The sequence below is a fragment of the Paenibacillus sp. FSL K6-2862 genome (assembly GCF_038005125.1).
Taxonomy (GTDB): domain Bacteria; phylum Bacillota; class Bacilli; order Paenibacillales; family Paenibacillaceae; genus Paenibacillus; species Paenibacillus illinoisensis_A.
This window is the reverse complement of record NZ_JBBOSN010000002.1, coordinates 14969-34068: the sequence shown is the minus strand read 5'-3', so window position 1 is coordinate 34068 and position 19100 is coordinate 14969. Positions and strand designations below refer to the sequence as shown.

19 protein-coding genes are annotated in these 19100 nt (G+C 36.5%); 14 read left to right on the top strand and 5 right to left on the bottom strand.

The features are described from left to right. Positions 1 to 62: 62 nt before the first annotated feature. Positions 63 to 1253: an ROK family protein gene (locus MHB82_RS30035; protein ID WP_341176758.1), complete on the bottom strand. Its 1191-nt coding sequence runs from the start codon at positions 1251 to 1253 to the stop codon at positions 63 to 65. A gap of 277 nt (positions 1254 to 1530) precedes the next feature. Here MHB82_RS30035 and MHB82_RS30030 point away from each other — a divergent pair, with 277 nt between their 5' ends. Then, positions 1531 to 2166 (top strand): chromate transporter, encoded by a 636-nt coding sequence (locus MHB82_RS30030; protein WP_341176757.1) that lies wholly within the window; start codon positions 1531 to 1533, stop codon positions 2164 to 2166. 13 nt (positions 2167 to 2179) lie between these two features. After that, complete coding sequence (locus tag MHB82_RS30025) at positions 2180 to 2713, top strand: chromate transporter (RefSeq protein ID WP_341176756.1); 534 nt, start codon at positions 2180 to 2182, stop codon at positions 2711 to 2713. A gap of 62 nt (positions 2714 to 2775) precedes the next feature. Here the strand turns inward: MHB82_RS30025 and MHB82_RS30020 are convergent, their stop codons facing one another. Continuing rightward, positions 2776 to 3450 carry a GntR family transcriptional regulator gene (locus MHB82_RS30020; RefSeq protein WP_341176755.1) on the bottom strand — a complete coding sequence of 225 codons (675 nt, stop codon included), beginning with the start codon at positions 3448 to 3450 and terminating at the stop codon, positions 2776 to 2778. 226 nt (positions 3451 to 3676) lie between these two features. Between MHB82_RS30020 and trxA the strand changes: the two genes are divergently transcribed. From trxA to MHB82_RS30005, 3 genes are all read left to right on the top strand, one after another. Beyond that, the gene (gene trxA / locus MHB82_RS30015; RefSeq protein ID WP_341176754.1) at positions 3677 to 3997 is read left to right on the top strand and encodes a thioredoxin; all 321 of its coding nucleotides are present in this window, start codon (positions 3677 to 3679) and stop codon (positions 3995 to 3997) included. 33 nt (positions 3998 to 4030) lie between these two features. Then, the gene (locus MHB82_RS30010; protein WP_341176753.1) at positions 4031 to 4504 is read left to right on the top strand and encodes an OsmC family protein; all 474 of its coding nucleotides are present in this window, start codon (positions 4031 to 4033) and stop codon (positions 4502 to 4504) included. Positions 4505 to 5166: 662 nt separating this feature from the next. After that, positions 5167 to 6015 (top strand): PRD domain-containing protein, encoded by an 849-nt coding sequence (locus MHB82_RS30005; RefSeq protein ID WP_341176752.1) that lies wholly within the window; start codon positions 5167 to 5169, stop codon positions 6013 to 6015. A 125-nt stretch (positions 6016 to 6140) separates the two neighbouring features. Here the strand turns inward: MHB82_RS30005 and lgt are convergent, their stop codons facing one another. Further along, complete coding sequence (gene lgt / locus MHB82_RS30000; protein ID WP_341176751.1) at positions 6141 to 7037, bottom strand: prolipoprotein diacylglyceryl transferase; 897 nt, start codon at positions 7035 to 7037, stop codon at positions 6141 to 6143. A gap of 411 nt (positions 7038 to 7448) precedes the next feature. On the opposite strand from lgt, the gene MHB82_RS29995 reads away from it, so the two are divergent. Together MHB82_RS29995 and MHB82_RS29990 are read left to right on the top strand one after the other, a co-directional pair. Beyond that, on the top strand, positions 7449 to 9335 hold the full coding sequence (locus MHB82_RS29995) for a beta-glucoside-specific PTS transporter subunit IIABC (protein WP_341176750.1): 1887 nt from the start codon (positions 7449 to 7451) through the stop codon (positions 9333 to 9335). Between the two features lie 18 nt (positions 9336 to 9353). Then, positions 9354 to 10760 (top strand): glycoside hydrolase family 1 protein, encoded by a 1407-nt coding sequence (locus tag MHB82_RS29990; RefSeq protein WP_341176749.1) that lies wholly within the window; start codon positions 9354 to 9356, stop codon positions 10758 to 10760. Positions 10761 to 11178: 418 nt separating this feature from the next. On the opposite strand, the gene MHB82_RS29985 is transcribed toward MHB82_RS29990, so the two are convergent. Then, on the bottom strand, positions 11179 to 11733 hold the full coding sequence (locus MHB82_RS29985) for a cysteine hydrolase family protein (RefSeq protein ID WP_341176748.1): 555 nt from the start codon (positions 11731 to 11733) through the stop codon (positions 11179 to 11181). Between the two features lie 105 nt (positions 11734 to 11838). On the opposite strand from MHB82_RS29985, the gene MHB82_RS29980 reads away from it, so the two are divergent. After that, the gene (locus MHB82_RS29980) at positions 11839 to 12294 is read left to right on the top strand and encodes an Lrp/AsnC family transcriptional regulator (RefSeq protein ID WP_341177128.1); all 456 of its coding nucleotides are present in this window, start codon (positions 11839 to 11841) and stop codon (positions 12292 to 12294) included. Positions 12295 to 12390: 96 nt separating this feature from the next. Here MHB82_RS29980 and MHB82_RS29975 read toward each other — a convergent pair whose 3' ends face one another. After that, the gene (locus MHB82_RS29975; protein ID WP_445671279.1) at positions 12391 to 12732 is read right to left on the bottom strand and encodes a winged helix-turn-helix transcriptional regulator; all 342 of its coding nucleotides are present in this window, start codon (positions 12730 to 12732) and stop codon (positions 12391 to 12393) included. 675 nt (positions 12733 to 13407) lie between these two features. Here MHB82_RS29975 and MHB82_RS29970 point away from each other — a divergent pair. The 6 genes from MHB82_RS29970 to MHB82_RS29945 all read left to right on the top strand — a co-directional run bounded on the left by MHB82_RS29970 (position 13408) and on the right by MHB82_RS29945 (position 18884). After that, positions 13408 to 14283 (top strand): deacetylase SIR2, encoded by an 876-nt coding sequence (locus MHB82_RS29970; RefSeq protein WP_341176746.1) that lies wholly within the window; start codon positions 13408 to 13410, stop codon positions 14281 to 14283. An 81-nt stretch (positions 14284 to 14364) separates the two neighbouring features. Then, positions 14365 to 15210: a Sir2 family NAD-dependent protein deacetylase gene (locus MHB82_RS29965; protein ID WP_341176745.1), complete on the top strand. Its 846-nt coding sequence runs from the start codon at positions 14365 to 14367 to the stop codon at positions 15208 to 15210. Positions 15211 to 15242: 32 nt separating this feature from the next. Continuing rightward, positions 15243 to 15827, top strand: a complete 585-nt coding sequence (locus MHB82_RS29960; RefSeq protein WP_341176744.1) for an HD domain-containing protein — start codon at positions 15243 to 15245, stop codon at positions 15825 to 15827. Positions 15828 to 16078: 251 nt separating this feature from the next. Continuing rightward, positions 16079 to 16297 carry a DUF896 domain-containing protein gene (locus MHB82_RS29955; protein ID WP_341176743.1) on the top strand — a complete coding sequence of 73 codons (219 nt, stop codon included), beginning with the start codon at positions 16079 to 16081 and terminating at the stop codon, positions 16295 to 16297. A gap of 537 nt (positions 16298 to 16834) precedes the next feature. After that, positions 16835 to 17494, top strand: a complete 660-nt coding sequence (locus MHB82_RS29950; protein WP_341176742.1) for a metalloregulator ArsR/SmtB family transcription factor — start codon at positions 16835 to 16837, stop codon at positions 17492 to 17494. Positions 17495 to 17603: 109 nt separating this feature from the next. Further along, entirely contained in the window at positions 17604 to 18884 is a 1281-nt protein-coding gene (locus MHB82_RS29945; RefSeq protein ID WP_341177127.1) for an MFS transporter, read from the top strand. The last annotated feature ends 216 nt before the right edge of the window (positions 18885 to 19100 follow it).

Sequence of the window (19100 nt, the reverse complement as noted above, 5' to 3'; positions counted from 1 at the left end):
AAAACTCTGTTTTCAACCGTTTAGTCGGTTTAAACAGAGTTTTTATTTTTCTAGTAACTCTCTTACTCTTCCCAAGCCTGAAGAATCTGAAGTGCAGCTCCTGTAAGGACTCCCTCTTCTCGAAGAACACCTGGAGTAAATATAGGGTCGTAACAACTAGGATAATGATATATATTTTTACGAGCGACTTGTATCGCCGTATCATATACTACAGAATCAGCATTAACAATTGCTCCACTGATAATGACATATTCAGGATGGACAGTATTAATTAAATTGGCAAGTCCAACTCCCAGATAGGATGCTGTCTCAAGAAAAACTTCTCGTACCAATGTATCGTTCTGTTTTAAAGCTATAACAAGAGAAGTAAAGTTGATACTTTCAGGTGGGAAACCCGAAAGTGTGCTATCTCGGCCTATCTTGAGTTGTGATTGTACACGCTCTACGAGTGAAGGCACTGATACATAGGCTTCTAAGGAACCGTAATTTCCCTTATCTTTTAGTTTTCTTCCCCCTAGTTGAATGATCATTTGTCCGATCGCTCCTTCAGTATCAGCAACACCACGTAAGATTTGACCTCCAGACATGATTGATGATCGTATATTCACACCGGCATGGACATACAACATATGTTCACAAGTTTCTTTTCGAAGTGCCCAATGCTCTGCAAGTAAGGCTGTATTCGCACCATTATCTAGTTTTGTTGGTATGTTAAGTTCCTTTTCAAGCATTGCGCATATTGGAACATTACTCCATGAGTAGGATGGAAAGTACTCTGGGTGTAATATGATACCTTTTTTTGTATCTAGGGGTCCAACTGCACCGATTCCCAACCCAAGAATTTGTTTATGAGAAATTTGGTGCCTATGTAGCATTTTTTTTGTTTCGGTTAGTACGAATTCAACAAGACGTTCTGGCGAGAGTTGACGATCCATTTCCCATTTAACAACAGATAATTGGTTGAGATGCATGTCAAACAAGCCAAGTGAGGAACTAATACGAGAGATTTCCAAGCCTAATAAGTAACGATAGTGAGGATTTGTTTGAAAGAGAATAGGCTTACGTCCCCCCGTGGACGTACCATGCCCGGAAATAAGTATTAATTTTTGCTCTAGCATGTCCTCAAGTAAACGAGTCATACTGCTACTAGCAATTGAGAAATGTTTTATTAAGTCTGCTTTAGAAACCACACCAAGATAAGCAATTCGATCATAAATCTGCTTTTTAACTGAAAAATGGGAATGATTTAACATCGATTTTCTACTCCATTTCCAAGTGAATAAGTCGGGATATCTTGAGTATAGCTTATGTAGAATTTATTATCCAGTTGATGTTATTGGAATAACAAAGTTTATACCAAAATGGTTTTATCTAATCAAGTGGTCTTGCCTTTCATAAGATAATAATCAAATCATTTAAAAATATAGCCGAAATCTGCCGGTATACTTAAACTTTAATCCAAAATGGAATTAATGTGGTACAATATCAGTAATTTATATGTACACTGATTTTTGAATGGGGATGCCATATATGAATGTGAAACAAAAAAAATACACTTATATGCTATTAGAACTTTTTGTTGTTTTTTTTAAATTAGGGCCATCAACATTTGGTGGAGGTTATGCATTGATTACAGCTATTGAGCGAGAGGTTGTAGACAAAAAAGCATGGATGAAGCAGAACGAGGTAGAGAATATGGTATCTGTTGCAGGATCAATACCTGGAGGAGTAGCAGTGAATTCAGCTGCATACGTGGGATATAGACTAGCCGGGATAATCGGTGCGGTTATAGCCGTTATAGCGATAACGTTACCGACCTTTGCCATTGTCTTTATTCTTAATAGCCTAGGTATAATGTTTCAAGATGTCCCTAAGGTAGAAGCAGCTCTAAAGGGTGTTCATGCCGCTGTAGTAGCACTTATCATAGTAGCGGCTCTTAAGGTAGGGAGAACATCTATAATGGATGCATCCACAATGGTGATGGCGGGTCTCTGTGTATTCCTGCTACTTTTTACATCGATTCAATCATTATATTTGATTATTGGAGGCCCAATTATAGGTATGACTATTATTTCAATTAAACGAGTTCTAGGTTATTCAGATAAAACAGAAAAGGAAGAAAGAAACAACCAACCTGATTTAAACTATCCTGAATACTACATCTAAAGGTGCTGATCACATGTTGTGGGAATTGTTTTTCTTATTCTTTAAAACTGGAGCTATTTCTTTCGGTGGGGGATACACAGTTATAGCATCTATTCAACGTGAAGTAACTGAAAAAGGGTGGATAACACCAGAACGGTTTCAAGAACTCGTTGCTCTAGCTGGGATGTCTCCGGGTTCAATTGCCACGAATATGGCAACCCTAATTGGCTATTCTCAGATGGGGGTTATAGGCGGAATTATATCTACAATTGGGATTATTTTACCTTCTCTTTTTCTTGTCATCATCGGAACTGCCTTTTTTCTTCGCTTGCAGAACAATTATTGGATCCGTTCCTCATTTTACGGGTTACGTCCAATTATTACAGGGCTTATTGTATATGCAGCGATTCACTTTGGAATTGGAGGGAGCCAGGAACCTTTAATCAGCTGGTCAACTTTTGGGATGCTCATTGTCTGTGCTGGCAGCCTCGCTGCAGTCACTAAATATAAGATGCACCCTTTTGCCGTCATATTACTCTCTGCAGCATTCGGAATTGTTTTGTTTTAATTGGCATTTTGTCTGAAAAAAGCCTTGCATTTGGTGTAAATGCGAGGCTTTTTTGTAATCTATTACTGAATAAGCATATTTAACAACAACTGCACGTCGCATGAAGAGCCCACAGTGATGACTGATTTATTAGATGCTTCAACAAATTGGTTAATTTGTGGTGCTAAATCATTTACAGTGATGACTACATCAGCATCGAGGATAGCTTGTCTAAGGTTTTCCTCTGTGGATGAGATATCAATAGTTTGAATATCGGCAGGAGAAACTCTTCTTATCTCATCAAGATAGAATACACAAGAAATGGTCTTGCACTCGATAAAAAGATATTTTAACTTCTTCTCTAATGGTTGCCCAAATAACTGGACATAGGCAAATCCGGATAAAAGAACATCCTGAACATTATAACCGGATTCATAAGCCTGATTTATTGTCTGTTCTACAAAAGAGTAATATGGATTTTGTTGTTTAAATTTTAAAATGTTTTCTTCTTCGGCAACTTGGGTTCCACGTCCCTTTTGCATGACCAAAAGACCTTCCTCTTTTAACTGTGAGTATACCCATTGAATTGTGTTTCTGTTTATAGCCAATTCATCGGCCAATTGATTGGTCGATGGAAGAGGTGCATTTGGCTTTAGAAGGTCCTTCCCAATTAACCATTTTATTTGCTCTTTGATCTGTACATTTATGGGGAGGGAAGAAGATGTATCAATCTTAAAAAACAAATTTGTAGAGTTCATTTTCAACTTCCAACTTTCTTAATTAACTAGTTTTCTGGTTATTTTTCAGCTTAATCTAATGTACAGATAAAAGCAAGTGAATGCCTAGATAAGTATCTATTTTTGCTGACTTGGTGAAGTTAAGTTGACGAAACAGATAAAAAAGATTATAGTCTAAATAACCAGTTGATCAGTTAACTGTACAACTGAATAATTAAAAATTATCGAGTTATTGGAGGGATTGATTTTGTCAGCTATTTCACTTAATAAAAACTCATTCAAAGAACATACACAAGCTGGCGTGACTTTAGTTGATTTTTGGGCCCCTTGGTGCGGACCATGTAAGATGCAGCTACCCATTGTTGAGGAGCTTGGCAACGAAATGAAGGGGAAAGCTGTTATTGCCAAAGTTAATGTGGATGAAGAATTAGTTTTAGCAAGGGAGTTAGGTATTTCGGGAATACCGACCCTTATTCTTTATAAAAATGGAAATCCTGTGAAAAAGTTAGTTGGTCTACAGTCAAAGCAAGATCTCAAAGCTAACATTGAAGAAGCATTACGTAACTAACAATATAAAATACAAAAATTGGAGAGATGGAATATGAAATTGAATGCTATTTGGTACAACGGTTCAAAGGGAGACGGAAGACTTAAAGCCAATCACCTAAAAACTAATATTGCTATCCCAGAAGCTCTTGGGGGCAGCGGTACTGGCGCGGATCCAAAAGCATTATTAGTCTCCTCTGCAGCTGCATGTTATTTAATGACTCTTGTGTATATGTTGGAGACGATTAAAGTCCCGATTGCCGGTTTTACCATGGATTCGGAATCAACAGATTTAACGCGAGAGGGTATGAGTATCACACATTACCCAAAAGTATATTTATCTAATGAAGCAACAGATGAACAAATTGAGTTAGTTCGCAAGGCTTTTGTCGATGCAGACAAAAAATGTGAGGTCGGAAACTTGCTGAAAAAATCTAACGTTAAAATTGAGATTGAAGGTTATGTATCCATAATTCCTGAGGAAGACTTAATCAGTGAATATGTAGAAAATTATGGTCTTGATTGGTAAGTTTATTTTTTCAAAAACCCCTTCGCAATGAAGGGGTTTATTTTATTTAGGTTATCTTGAAGAGTAGTAAAGTACTACGATGGGATAGCGAGTCTTTATGTAATGAGAGCTAAATTGATAAAAGTTCAATCCTCTATTGCAAAGTTGATGGTTTAAATGTTCAACTAGAAAATCAATAAAACAAAACAACTTTTCCTAAAGCACAAAAAATGTACCTTAAGTACTCAAGTGGTTATTATATTGAGATTAGCCAAAAACATAAACACAAAGTATCGCATTTCATAATGTTTATTTTTCAAGAAAAAGCTAAAGCCGAGAATTTAATTGGGTGATTCAAACCGGGCACGACGAAGAGCTTTAATATGTTGTTGCAGGAGGCATCTTATGTTACTAGATATAGTTTCTTTATCCCTAATATCTGTTCTTTTCGTAAAATGAAATCGATTGCATTTTATTTATCGAGCAGTTATAATACAAATAATAATTTAGAATAATAAACGGACATGTCACTGGTAATGCAGGCAGGATCCATAAGAACTAAATGATACTTTAAGTATGTTTAGTTTTTAAGGATACCTGTCTGTTTTGTCTCCATTTATATCAGATGGATTAGCGAATAGCTTATATAATAATATGTTTAGTTTACTAGAGAAGGTGAGATAATGAAGAAGATAAAAAAAGTATTGAATTCAAATGTGGTTCTAGCAGAGGATCCGCAAAAAAATGAATATATACTTCTGGGGAAAGGCATTGGGTATGGGGGGAAAGTAGGGAATAAAATTGAGGAGCATAAGGCTGATCAAATTTTTATACCTGTTGAAAATATCAAAGTTAAAGAGTTTTTAGGTTTACTTGATACGCTTGCTCCAGAGTTTGTAGAACTGACTCAAAAGATTGTATCGTATGCTGAGAAAGAGCTTTCCGTCAAACTAAATGCGAGTGTTTATTTTATGCTGATGGATCATTTAAGTTTTGCGGTTGAGAGGCATAAGAAAAACATTAATATTACTAACCGTGTGTACTGGGAGATTAAAACTTATTATCCTGAAGAATATAAAATTGGAGTATTTGCGCTTCAACTGATGAACAAAACTCTACAGGTGGATCTGCCTGTTGAAGAGGCAGCTAATATTGCATTTCACTTAATTAATGCTCAAGGAGAGCATAAAGATTCATCAAATGGTATGAAATTTGCCAAAATGATCGGAAGTATTGTTAATCTTGCCAAGTATACATTTAATATTGAAATGGATGATGATAATGTCCATTACAGTCGGTTCATAACCCATATCAAATTCTTTGTGGAACGATTTTATTCTAATCAAATGTTAAATGATGAAAGCCATGTTCTATTTGAACACATTGCCAGTTTGCATCCTGAAGCAATGTCAGGAGCATTTAAAATTCGAGAATATATCGAACAGGTTTACGGGAAAAAAGTCCCGAATGAAGAATTAGCATACCTTGCTGTGCATCTGCATAGACTAATAAATTATAATCAGATTGGTTGATTTTTTAACTACAGGCTGTTGGGGTTTTTCCCAACGGCCTTCTCTTTTAATACATAATAATTATAATTTTATATACCACTGTAATATTTAGAGCGGTTTATCTTGATTAACATGCGAAACCTGTACTATATTTTCCTTACTTCTACGGGATCAGAATACCTAACCACTTCTCCCCGGACCCGTCGAACTATTATAAATACAATGGCTACTATGATAATTATGTTTGCTAGTAACTGAGAAGTACGAATATTTTCTCCTGCCTGCATCATTCCCCAGCCTAAAAATTCCACTGGACTCCACATCGTTTTCAATAAGTCTGACATCCACTGAGGCCCAGCAAAAGATAAACTATCAGTACGAACTCCTTCCACATAAAATCGACCAAGTGAATACCATATAAAGTAGCTCATAAACAATTCTCCTGACCTTAAAAAAGGTCTCCGACGAAGAATAAATAACAGTAAAAGTCCAATTAAACTCCAAACCGATTCATATAAGAATGTTGGATGGTAAAACTGTCCATCAATGTACATACGATTAATAATAAAATGAGGAAGGTGCAGGGTGTTTTCTAAGAAATTCTCCGAAACAGGACCACCGTGTGCTTCTTGATTAACGAAGTTTCCCCATCGACCAATCATTTGGCCTGTAATTAAACCAGGAGCACATATATCAGCAATCCTCCAAAAACTATATCCTTTACGCCTTGTATAAAATATTGCAGCGATTATTGCGCCTATTAATGCACCGTAGATTGCAATACCACCATTCCAAATCTTAAATATATCAACTAAGTTGTTTTTATAGTTGTCCCATTCAAAAGCCACATAATAGATTCTAGCTCCAACTATAGCTGATGGAATTCCTATTAGAACCAAATCCATAAAGAGATCTTTAGGAATACCAAATTTCTTTCCTTCAGAAATTGCCAGTAGAAGGCCCAAAATAGCACCTAAACCGATGATGATGCCATACCAATGGACATCCACCGGGCCTAGTGAAAACGCAATCGGATCAAACATTTCCCGTCCACTTCCTATTTATATTAATTATATATACCATAGTATACCAAATTATTATTTTGGAGAGGGAAGTGAGTTCGTTCATAAATATCAGAAGGAAAAATATATAAGTGTTGAGAGGAATAAATCCACTTCATCTCACTTATTCACCAAAGAACTGTAACTGTTTATATGAATATAATAATAGGTTTACATATGGGAAATATAACCTGTTGCTTTTTTGTATTAGTTATTTTATTATTAAACTAACAAAATAAAACCCGGACATGTCACTGGTAATGCAGGCAGGATCCATAAAGCGTTATGATCTCAGTAGGAAGATCGTGTCGTTTTAGGATTCTGCCTTTTTTGTTAGCTTATATTTGGGCCAAAATGTAAGCGTATTATATTAGTCTAAAAGGGGACATAGTAATGGATTACAACAAAACAGCGAAAGAAATTCTCCATTTTGTTGGCGGGAAGAATAATGTAGTTCATCTAGGACACTGTGCCACCAGGTTACGATTCACCCTTGCTGATAACCGCAAGGCTGATACTGAAGAACTCAAAAAAGTGAGTGGTGTTCTAGATGTAGTTAACAAAGCCCAATTTCAGGTTGTTATTGGTCATAGTGTAATGGAAGTATATGATGAGTTAATAAAACTTGGGAAATTTGGGGATTCAGAAGACGAAGAGTCAAAATCAACCCCAGATGGGGCACCGCGAGAGAGAAAGAAAATTGGGGCAATAATTTTAGATTTTTTTGTTAGTGTATTTCAACCATTAGTACCGGCAATGGCTGGGGCAGGAATTCTAAAATCTATCTTGCTCCTACTTTCAGTAGTAAATTTAATTGATGAGACTGGACCAACTTATCTTATTTTGACATATATCAGTGGATCTGTATTTTACTTCTTGCCTATATTGGTTGCCATTACTACAGCAACTAAACTAAAGGTTAACTATCTGGTTGCAGCAGCAGCAATGAGTGTACTGTTATTCCCAGATATGATAACACTCATAGGAAATGGTGGAAGTTTTATGTATTTACCGTTAACTACCGTTAACTATGCTTCACAGGTGTTCCCATCCATGCTGGGCGTACTGTTTTATGCTTTTATGGAGAAGACTTTCTTTAAATTATCTCCAAAACCAATTCGAGTGTTTTTTGTTCCCATGATGTCTATGTTGTTTACAGTTCCAGTCACATTGTTATTACTAGGACCCTTCGGATTTCTTTTAGGTAAGTTACTGACAGCTGGGATTTTATTTATATTTCATACAGTTGGTTGGATAGCAGTGGGAATTTTGGCAGCACTACTTCCATTCATGATTGCAACAGGTATGCATAAAGCTTTGACTCCATATGGAATATCTGCACTAGCTGCTACAGGAAGAGAGACCTTACTTTTACCAGCCTTTCTTGCACATAACATGTCTCAGAGTGCTGCTTGTTTTGCTGTAGCGGTCCGTACAAAAGATACACGTCTTAAATCCGTAGCCATCTCTTCAGGAATATCAGCACTGTTTGGTATTTCGGAACCAGCTTTATACGGGGTTACCTTACAGAGAAAGCGCATTCTAACAAGCGTTATCATCTCATGTCTTATTGGTGGCTTGAGCCTAGGTTTGTTAGGAGTATCAAGTAATACTTGGGTTAGTCCAAGCCTTGCGAGTTTTTCAATGTTTATAGATCCAACTAATGTTAAAAATCTTATTTACGCTATAGTAGGACTTGTTATCTCATATATCTCTTCCTTTATTATTACAATGTTTTTATGGAAAGAAGAAAAAGCAGTTGCTGAACAAAGCAAAGCTAAGGACGTTATGACTGAAGCCTCAGAAAAAAATATAAGTGGAGAAGTCGGTATAAATCAACCAGTACCGGGAAAGGTCATCCCACTTGCTGAGGTGAAAGATGAAGTTTTTTCTACCAAATCGATGGGCGAGGGTATTGCTGTAGTGCCTTCCTCAGGAGAGTTGTATGCACCAGCAGATGGCACAATTAAAATGGTGTTTCGAACGCAACATGCCATAGCTATGGAGACCAAAAATGGAGTTGAATTACTATTTCACATCGGTATCGATACTGTCAAACTTCGTGGGCAACATTTTGAAGCACAAGTTAAGATTGGTGATGAGGTGAAGGCAGGAGATTTACTCGTCAAGTTCGATCTTCCGAAAATTATTGAAGCGGGTTATGACCCTGTAACTGTGGCGGTGGTGACTAATCAAGATAAAGACGCTGTCAAATTCGCAGATTCAGCACGCAAAGATCATCAAGGCACACTAATGTTCGTAACGGCGACAAGAAGCTAATAAATGGAGGGAAACGTAATGAGTAATAAATTTCCTGAGGATTTTTTGTGGGGAGGAGCGACTGCAGCTAATCAATGCGAAGGCGCATATCAGAACAATGGTAAAGGTCTAAGTACAGCTGATGTCATGACTGCAGGCAATTTAGATGTCCCTAGAATAATAACGGAGAATATAAATAAGAATGTATATTATCCAAGCCATGTGGCTATTGATCATTATAATAAATTTAAAGAAGATATAGCTTTATTTGCGGAAATGGGATTTAGATGTTACCGTTTGTCGATCAACTGGACACGGATTTTTCCGAACGGAGATGAAGACCAACCAAATGAAGCAGGGTTGCAGTATTATGAAGAAGTATTTGATACCTGCAGATCTTATGGTATTGAACCTCTAGTCACGATCTCACACTTCGAAACACCCTTAGGGCTATTAGCATATGGATCATGGGAAAATAGAAAAGTTGTAGACTTTTATTTGCATTACTGCAGAACGATATTCAATCGATATAAAGGAAAAGTAAAATACTGGATTACATTCAATGAAATTAATGTCATGTCTACTAAACCTTGGATGGCTGGTGGTATTCAAACGGATGATGAGCAAATCAGGATGACTGCGGCTTATCATCAGTTTTTAGCCAGCGCCAAAGCTGTACAAATGGCACATGAAATTGATTCGGAGAATAAAGTTGGAATGATGTATGCAGGACATTTTGCATACCCCAATAGCTGTGATCCAGAAGACGTTCAGGCAAATGCTGACTTTATGCAGTCTATGTTGTTCTACTGTGATGTACAATGTAGAGGTTATTATCCCGCATATAAATTAAAGGAATTTGAACGTAAAGGAATTGTACTCCCTATACAAGACGGGGATCAGGACGACTTGCTGAAAGGAAAGGTAGACTTTTTATCATATAGCTATTACTTTACGCATGTAGTTGGGAAAAATACGCCTGATAAATTTGTCGGACTCAACGGTGTGAAAACCGGCTATTCCAATCCGTACCTTCCTATTACAGCTTGGGGCTGGGCAATTAACCCAATGGGACTTCGCTATTCATTAAATCTTCTTTATGATCGCTATCAGATACCTTTAATGGTTGTTGAAAACGGAATAGGTGCGGCTGATATCGTTGAAACAGACGGAAGTATTCACGATCCATACCGCATTGAGTATTTAAAAGAACATCTAAAGGAAATGAGTAAGGCAATTGAACTTGATGGGGTCCCTGTAATGGGGTACACAATGTGGTCACCAATCGATATTATATCGGCTAGTACAGGTGAAATGAAGAAAAGATATGGATTGGTTTACGTAGATGTAGATGACCAAGGGGAGGGTACATTCAAAAGAGTTAGAAAAGACTCATTCTATTGGTATAAAAGTGTCATTGAATCAAACGGAGAGAATTTAGAATAGCTAGTGCATATAATTTCTGTGTTAGACGAAATAATCTATGTTTGTTTTGCATAATATAAGAAGTTGTGTTTGGTTTTAAATAACTACAGATAGCACTCAATTGAAGGTGCCCGGAAACGGGCACCTTATCAATTTTGTAAACGGATTACTTTGAAGAGCGTTCGTAATATTTTTTATCTGACTAAATTAATGGTTTGTACTAGGAATAAAATTTATGTTGATGTAGCAGAATGGAAAGGGAGTAAATATGTTATAGAAATTATGCATTCAACAGAGGTTTTTTAACCTATTGGTTTCCGATGATGATTTTGCTTTAAATAAATAACGATCACTCTCCATCAGTTTATTGAGAATGGAGAGTGATCGTTATTATTCTACTTATACGCCTACTTTATAGAACGAGTAACTTAGAGTCTTTTTAATTTGAATGATTTAGGAAATTTGCTGTTGATGTTACTTTACAATACATGCTTTCAAGTGCTGCAACAAACGCATAATGAACTTGTTCAGCTGGTACAACTGCATTGTGATAAGACATTTCTCTTGTTGCACAAGCATCTTCAATAAGTGTTGTATCATACCCTAGGTCCACTGCAGCTCTAACAGTTGCATCAATACACATATGTGTCATCATGCCTACAACCACTACTTTGGTTACTTCTTTCTCTTTGAGTTTACTTTGTAACTCAGTTTGTAGAAAGCTGTTAGGGAAGTGTTTTTTTATGATAATTTCATTTTCCAATGGTAGCACAGCTTTATGAATCTCTGCGCCCTCCGTATCCGGAAGAAAGAAACCTAACGCTGGATCACTTGCGATATGTTGGACATGGAAGATGTTATCATTGTTGTTTTTTCTGAACCAGTCAAGCACTTTTGCAGCATTAGAAGCTGCTTCTTCAGGTTTGCTTAATTCCATCTTTCCATTTGGGAAATAGTCGTTTTGAATATCTACAATAATCAGAGCTGTGCTCATTATTCTCCACCTCGTTTAAGTTTTTTTGTTACACTATTATCATAAATCGTATATTGATTTTTATCGATCAGTTGACGAAACACTTATATCATAAAAAATTTCATGGTGAAAGGAATTAATATGGAACTAGACAACACTGATATTCAGATTCTTCGGTTATTATCTAAGAATTCACGGTTTCAATGGAAAGACATTGGTGAACAAATTCATATGACGGGACAAGCTGTAGGAAATCGTATAAAGAAACTTGAAGAAAGTGGTGTGATTAGAGAGTATTCGCTAGTTGTGAATGAGATGAAATTAGGTCTTACCTATACGGCTTTTATCATCATTTATATGAAAACAGCAAATCATGAATCTTTTATACGTTTAATGAATGAGCGCAATGAGGTAATAGAGGTTCATCGCGTATCAGGAGAAGGTTGTTACCATATGAAAATTATAGTGGAATCTCAGGAAAAGTTAAATCTTTTTCTGGATAAGATTCTTGAGTATGGAAACTATACTGTACATCTCTCTATACAGAAGATTAAACAGCAGAATCCTGTGAATGCTACATGAGAAGAAATGCTTATAATTAGTTTGGGTTGAATAGATAAAAAAGGTATAAATCCTCAGTATGAGGATTTATACCTTTTTTCGAGTAGGAATTTGTACTTACTTTTCATTATTAAGTTCCCCCCATTGGCACATCTCTTGAATAAGTGGCCATAGAGTTTGACCTTTAATTGTTAAGCTATATTCAACCTTCGGGGGGATTTGCGGATATTCCTCACGATGAACTAAGCCATCTATCTCCATTTCCTTTAAAGTTGAACTAAGAGTTCTAAAACTAATTTTACCTATCATTCGTTGAAGTTCATTATAACGTACTGAGCCATTTTTTGATAAATAATAAATAACAAGCAATTTCCATTTACCATTGATGATAGAAAGCGTGTAGCCAAAAAAAGTCTCTTCGTTGTCAGCGATATTTACTTTAGATGTTTTCATAACCACACTATCCTCCTAGATAGTATAAACTTTAATATCCATACTTCTTTATATTTATATACTAACTATATAATACAGTCTGACTCAAGTAAAGTAGAGTCCAAAAGATGCAATTAGATAGTAATTAATTTTCAATTCTCCTGTGAATATAGTACGTTTGCATTCATTTGAAAAGAATACATAACAAAATGATGAAAAGTTAACCATGTAATATCCAGATGAATTCTTTTTTTAAAAGCTAAATTAACAGCGACTGACCAAGCTCTTATGAAACTTGTGGTTACTATTGATATCGACCTAAATATTACGGTGCATCCTAAGGAATTCCGATACAGACGGATTTGGAAACGAGGCGATCGCGATCTACTCACGCAATTCAGCGTTGAATGTTTAGGGTGATTCTACCAATGAATATCGTACTTACGAGGATATGATTGAAGTAGGCGATCGTTTAGAACAGAACTATGCTGAACAAGTTTTTTGTACACAAATTGGATATTCAAAGGCTAACACTATCCTACAGGATAGTATATGTCTAAAAAGTGCATACTTGTCGGTTTATTTATACCGGCTATATAATACATTGGCACCTAAGGATACAAAAGTTATGCATCTCTAGGGGAGTTATAAACAGTGAATGATTCTCAATACAATGACAATTAATTAGGAGGACAGATCAATATGTTAACAGAACAATATCTAGATAATATAGACAATATACTACAAAAAATTGAAGAGGCTGATGCAATAATAGTTGGTGGTGCTGCTGGGATGTCAGCTGCCGCGGGGTATAACTGGTACCTAAATGATGCAAATTTCCAAAAGTATTTTAGTGCATTTGCTGAGGAATATGGAATTGACAGTATTTTTGGAGGTTTTTATTACAAATTCCGTACTGAAGAAGAACGATGGGCATATCTTGCAACTTTAATTAACTTTGTAGCTGATGTTCCGATAGGTCAGCCGTATAAGGATCTGTATGAAATTATACACGATAAGAATTACTATATCCTCACTACAAATCAAGACACTCAATTCCTTCAAATGTTCCCTGAAGAGAAAGTCAGCGCAATACAAGGTAACTGGACTTATTTACAGTGTGGGAGTCCTTGTCATGATGATATTTATCCTTATGCAGAACAGGCAAAAGATTTATGTAACCATATAGTAGGTACAAAGATCCCATCTAACCTGGTTCCAAAGTGTCCAGTGTGTGGTGGCAAAATGGAATTATGGGTACGCTCTTTTGTATTTTTGGAAGGAAGTAAATTTAGAGATGAACATCGAAAATATCGTGAGTTTCTTCTGGAAAATCACGAAAAGAAAGTTCTTTTCTTGGAATTAGGTGTAGGTCAAATGACACCCATGTTTATTAAAGAGCCTTTCTGGAACATGACCTATAGTTGGTCAGATGCATATTACATCACTATTAATCCAAAGGACGCTTTGTTGCCGCATCAACTGAAGGATAAGGGTCTTGCAGTGCATGAGAATATAGCTCCTGTGTTACAGGATGTATTGAACGAACAACGAAAAAGAAAACAAGATGCGGTATAACATTATGCTGGATCCACAGTTGTGAATGCGGAATATTTTATTTTATATTCGAGTTCAATAAGGATAAGGATGTGGAATTATATGAATGAGAAATATCAAAAGATCATAAATAAGATACAGGATGCTAAAGGAATTATCATTGGAGCTAGTAATGGCCTTTCAATTTCAGAAGGTGTTCATATATTTGCAAATAACAAAGACTTTCAAACAAACTTTGGAGATTTAAGTGTAAAGTATGGATTTCATAGCATTATAGAGGGATGTTTTTACCCATTTCCTAGCGAGCCAGAAAAGTGGGCATTTTTCAGTCGCTTGTATAATTACTTTTTATACAATAAGCAAGTTAGTTCCGTTATGAAAAATTTATATGAACTGATTAAAGTTAAAAACTACTTCGTGATTACTTCCAACATAGACGATCATTTTAGACAAGCAGGATTTGCAAAAGAACGTCTTTTCGAAATTGAAGGTAATTGCTCAAACTTACAATGCTCTAATAGTTGCCATGACCAAATTTATCCGGGCGACGAAATACTGAGCAAAATGAACCAACACCAAGAAGACGGAAAAGTCCCACTTGATCTTATTCCTTGCTGTCCTGTGTGTAGTGGACCAATGCAAGTCCATGTCGAAGTCGATCGAAATTTCTTAAGAGGTCAATCCTGGCAAGAAAGCTATCAGGGATATCAGAATTTTATTGATAATGTTCAAGGAGATGAACTGGTCTTACTGGAATTAGGCGTAGGTGCTAGAAATAAATTGATTAAAGCTCCATTAATGAATTTAACAATTTTACATGAAAAGGCAACGTATATTACTTTTAATAAAGGTACCGAGCTCTTTATACCTGATACAATTTCTTCTAAATCTATTGGAATTGACGGAGATATATCGGATATTTTACAGCAACTAGTCTTAATGAAATGATCATTTGAGTTAATGCAGGAAGGAGAATCTGTATGATAAACCTGCCGAGTATTCTGAGTGATTCTATGTATCAACCAATTCAAGAGTTGTACGAACAAGGATATACATTTATGAACGAAAAAATAGTTTTTTGGCTCCCAGATAGCGAATGGCATACGAAATCCCATTGTGCAAGAGTGATGTTGCTAGCGCTCTTCATTGGATATCAAAAAGGTCTCAGTGAGGAAGAACTGAGCGTGCTACAAATGGTGTCTGTTTTTCATGATTCCCGGCGTCTTGATGATGGAATTGATAAAGGACATGGTAGACGTGCAGCAGAGTATTACAAAGAATTTTGTTTGAAGCACAACTTGTCTTTTGATAAGCGAGTTTATAACGTCAGTTATTACCACGATCAAGATGATTCGCTTGGTTTGTCTGAGATTAACATGTCTTTCGGTTCAAATGAAGGGGTCGATTTGCTATATCAGATTTTCAAAGATGCAGACGCATTGGATCGTTTTCGTCTAGGTGAAGATGCTTTGGAAGTTAGTTTCCTCCGGACAAAAGAGGCAGTTCGACTTGTGGGCTTTGCAAAGAACCTATTACTTAAAAGTAATGAACTCATGCATGGATAGAATTATTATTTGGATATATGACTATATAGTGTTTTGGTCAAAATATTAAGAGGAGCAAGATTAATTGCTTAGCTATCCTTATTAGTATTTATACAAAATCCAAAATGGCTGAAATTCTGCTACTAGCTTGGTATGAAGTATACAAAAGCCGCTTCAACAAAAAGCACTGTATAGTGATAAGTCATATACGAGACGTTTAATACTGAAAATAATAGATAACACGACAATATTAAACTGAACGGCGGGATTTAATGATTAATTCTTTACAGCGAATTAATGAGTTAGCAAGAAAGCAGCGTGAAAAAGGATTATCAGTTGAAGAAAAAATCGAACAGCAATTGCTCCGAGAAGATTATTTAAATCAAATACGAGGTCAAGTCCTTAATACATTTCTCGGATTAAAGGTGATGGATCGACTTGGAAATGATGTAACCCCGGAAAAAGTACGGAGCTTAAAAACAATTGATTAAAGGGATTTGAGAAGGGTAAATATCTTGCTTTACATGAAAAACCTATGGATATTTCGATTCACCATTTTCCGATATATGGCGTCAGCATAGACTAATCGAAAGAAACTTGGGTGTATTGTCTGTTAGGTCTACGTGGTTTACTGTGCTTCTCTAACTTTCCTAGAGCGTGGCTACCATTTACGGTATTAACCCAGCTAAAAGAGAAATGGTAACTCTAGATATTATTAAAAAAACCTGTCATGAGACAAGTTTTTTTTTTGTCATAAAGTACTAGAATTTCAGGTGAATCAAGGTTAGTTTTCTTTCTATAGCAAAGTTTAAAGCAATAGATTCAGTCAATCTGGATTTCAATGATGAATAACAACTGGAAATATATAAAGTTAATTGCTCTTATATTGAATTGTTGCATACTTAGAGTTTTGGATCGCGTGGTATTCGTAAAAACAGATAGTCACTTGAGCAAAATGATTGACAAGATACCAAGGTACCTTTACCATTAAAGCATTCAATAAATCTATTGACTAGTTGGGGTGGGAAATGGAAAAACATCGTTACAGACTAGAACTGTTCAATGAATTTGCTCGAATAGGAAAAAGCATGTCAAGTCCAAAGAGGTTGGAGATTTTAGATGTGTTGACACAGGGACCTAAATCCGTAGAATATCTTGCTAAAATCACATCGATGTCAGTTGCTAATGTGTCGCAACATTTGCAAATTTTGTATCAGTCTAAGTTAGTTCAATATGAAAAGCGAGGGAATTTTGTTGTCTATCAACTTTCTGATCCTGCGGTACTTGAATTTCTAGATTCATTATATGGGTTGTCTGAAAAAAAATTGATTGAAATTCAACATATTAAACAACAGTTTACGGGACAATTTAAGGGAATTGAAGCTGTAACAATGGAGGAATTGGCAGGACGCATCGAACGCAGGGAGGTTACTCTATTAGATGTACGTCCATCTGATGAATTTGATTCAGGACATATCCAGGGTGCAATTTCCATTCCAATTGAGGAACTGGCAGAACAGTTGAATCTATTGCCAGTTAACACGATGATAGTAGCCTACTGCAGAGGGGAATACTGTCTGTCAGCTATACAAGCAACTGAACTGCTAAAGGCAAACGGTTTTCAGGCGAGTTATTTGAATAAAAGTGTTCATGAATGGAATCAATTCTCAAAAGTTAAGACGGTCTGAAATGTTTGTCAGGAATAGGAGAATAAAGTTAGCTAATAAAGGACCGGCTTTTGATCCGACCGATAAATAGTTAAAGGCGTTCACATTTACTGGAAGGATGAAAAATAACATGTCTTTATTAAGTGCTGCTTCGAAGAAGCAAGAGAATATACAATCATATGTTGATTCTCCTGAGAAACAAAGAGATTTATATCGACGTACAATCAGTATAGTGATCATCTCACAGATCTTTGGTGGAGCAGGTCTTGCTGCTGGGATTACAGTAGGGGGATTAATTGCGCAGGATATGATGGGATCTGATAAGTACAGTGGAGTACCTACCGCATTATTTACACTCGGTTCTGCCCTTGCCGCTCTCCTAATTGGTAGATATTCACAAAATCTAGGAAGAAGAATAGGACTCGGATTCGGATTTATCATTGGAGGAATAGGCGCGCTAGGAATTATTGCAGCTTCTGTAGTAGATAGCATTACGTTACTGTTAATAGCACTCTTAGTTTATGGCGCAGGTACTGCAACAAATTTGCAGGCGCGTTATGCAGCCACAGATTTAGCTACCCCTAAGCAAAGAGCCACTGCAGCAAGTATGGCTATGGTTTTTACTACCATTGGAGCTGTTGCGGGACCCAACTTGGTAGGTGTGATGGGTAATGTAGCTCTAATCATAGGCATTCCGAGTTTGGCAGGTCCGTTTTTACTGGCTGCAGCTGCATACATAGCGGCTGGGATTGTCCTTTTATTGTTTTTACGTCCGGATCCTTTATTGGTTGCCCATGCCATCGCAAAACATAGAGAAAAATTAAATATTCAATCAACAATGGGTAACGTAGGTCTTTCTGGGAAAAGGGGGATAACACTTGGAGCACTAGTTATGGTTGTAACTCAAATTGTAATGGTGGCAATTATGACCATGACTCCCGTACACATGAAGCATCACGGCCATGGACTAGGAGAAGTCGGTTTGGTCATCGGCTTTCATATTGGCGCCATGTATCTGCCTTCGCTGTTCACAGGATTATTAGTGGATAAGTTAGGACGGATTTTTATGGCGATAGCTTCAAATATTACACTTCTATTAGCTGGTGTTGTTGCTGCTCTTGCTCCGGAGGACTCAATGGTCATGTTAGTCATTGCGCTTTCACTGTTGGGATTAGGATGGAACTTAGGATTAATAAGCGGAACGGCATTAATAATTGATTCGACAACTGCCTCTAATCGTGCAAAAATGCAGGGTTCAGTAGACGTACTTATCGCTTTGGCAGGAGCATCAGCTGGCGTTTTGTCAGGATTGGTTGTTGCTAACTCAAGTTACGCAGTTTTATCTTACACAAGTGGTATTCTCGCGCTACTGCTTGTTCCATTAATATTCTGGTTGCGACCAAATAGATAGATTGAAATACAATCGTACTTTATATAGTGCAATTAATTTTCCCTCCATATAGCAATATATTCTGGTAGGTTTCTGTCTAGTCATTTTCTGTTTAACTGCATATGCAATACTATTTATTTTCTGACTATAATAGATCAGGTTAATTGCAATTGCTACTGGTTCAAAAATTATTAGAAGACAAAAAGTGAATCAACACATGCCACTGTAATCCTACTC

Bases quoted from the DNA above. Each gene is read 5' to 3' on its own strand.
- MHB82_RS29955 (WP_341176743.1), top strand. From the start codon at position 16,079: ATGATTAATTCTTTACAGCGAATTAATGAGTTAGCAAGAAAGCAGCGT.
- MHB82_RS29990 (WP_341176749.1), top strand. From the start codon at position 9,354: ATGAGTAATAAATTTCCTGAGGATTTTTTGTGGGGAGGAGCGACTGCA.
- MHB82_RS30025 (WP_341176756.1), top strand. From the start codon at position 2,180: ATGTTGTGGGAATTGTTTTTCTTATTCTTTAAAACTGGAGCTATTTCT.
- MHB82_RS30020 (WP_341176755.1), bottom strand. From the start codon at position 3,450: ATGAACTCTACAAATTTGTTTTTTAAGATTGATACATCTTCTTCCCTC.
- lgt (WP_341176751.1), bottom strand. From the start codon at position 7,037: ATGTTTGATCCGATTGCGTTTTCACTAGGCCCGGTGGATGTCCATTGG.
- MHB82_RS29995 (WP_341176750.1), top strand. From the start codon at position 7,449: ATGGATTACAACAAAACAGCGAAAGAAATTCTCCATTTTGTTGGCGGG.
- MHB82_RS29960 (WP_341176744.1), top strand. From the start codon at position 15,243: ATGATAAACCTGCCGAGTATTCTGAGTGATTCTATGTATCAACCAATT.
- MHB82_RS30005 (WP_341176752.1), top strand. From the start codon at position 5,167: ATGAAGAAGATAAAAAAAGTATTGAATTCAAATGTGGTTCTAGCAGAG.
- MHB82_RS29970 (WP_341176746.1), top strand. From the start codon at position 13,408: ATGTTAACAGAACAATATCTAGATAATATAGACAATATACTACAAAAA.
- MHB82_RS29950 (WP_341176742.1), top strand. From the start codon at position 16,835: ATGGAAAAACATCGTTACAGACTAGAACTGTTCAATGAATTTGCTCGA.
- MHB82_RS29965 (WP_341176745.1), top strand. From the start codon at position 14,365: ATGAATGAGAAATATCAAAAGATCATAAATAAGATACAGGATGCTAAA.
- MHB82_RS30035 (WP_341176758.1), bottom strand. From the start codon at position 1,253: ATGTTAAATCATTCCCATTTTTCAGTTAAAAAGCAGATTTATGATCGA.
- MHB82_RS29985 (WP_341176748.1), bottom strand. From the start codon at position 11,733: ATGAGCACAGCTCTGATTATTGTAGATATTCAAAACGACTATTTCCCA.
- MHB82_RS29945 (WP_341177127.1), top strand. From the start codon at position 17,604: ATGTCTTTATTAAGTGCTGCTTCGAAGAAGCAAGAGAATATACAATCA.
- MHB82_RS30030 (WP_341176757.1), top strand. From the start codon at position 1,531: ATGAATGTGAAACAAAAAAAATACACTTATATGCTATTAGAACTTTTT.
- MHB82_RS30010 (WP_341176753.1), top strand. From the start codon at position 4,031: ATGAAATTGAATGCTATTTGGTACAACGGTTCAAAGGGAGACGGAAGA.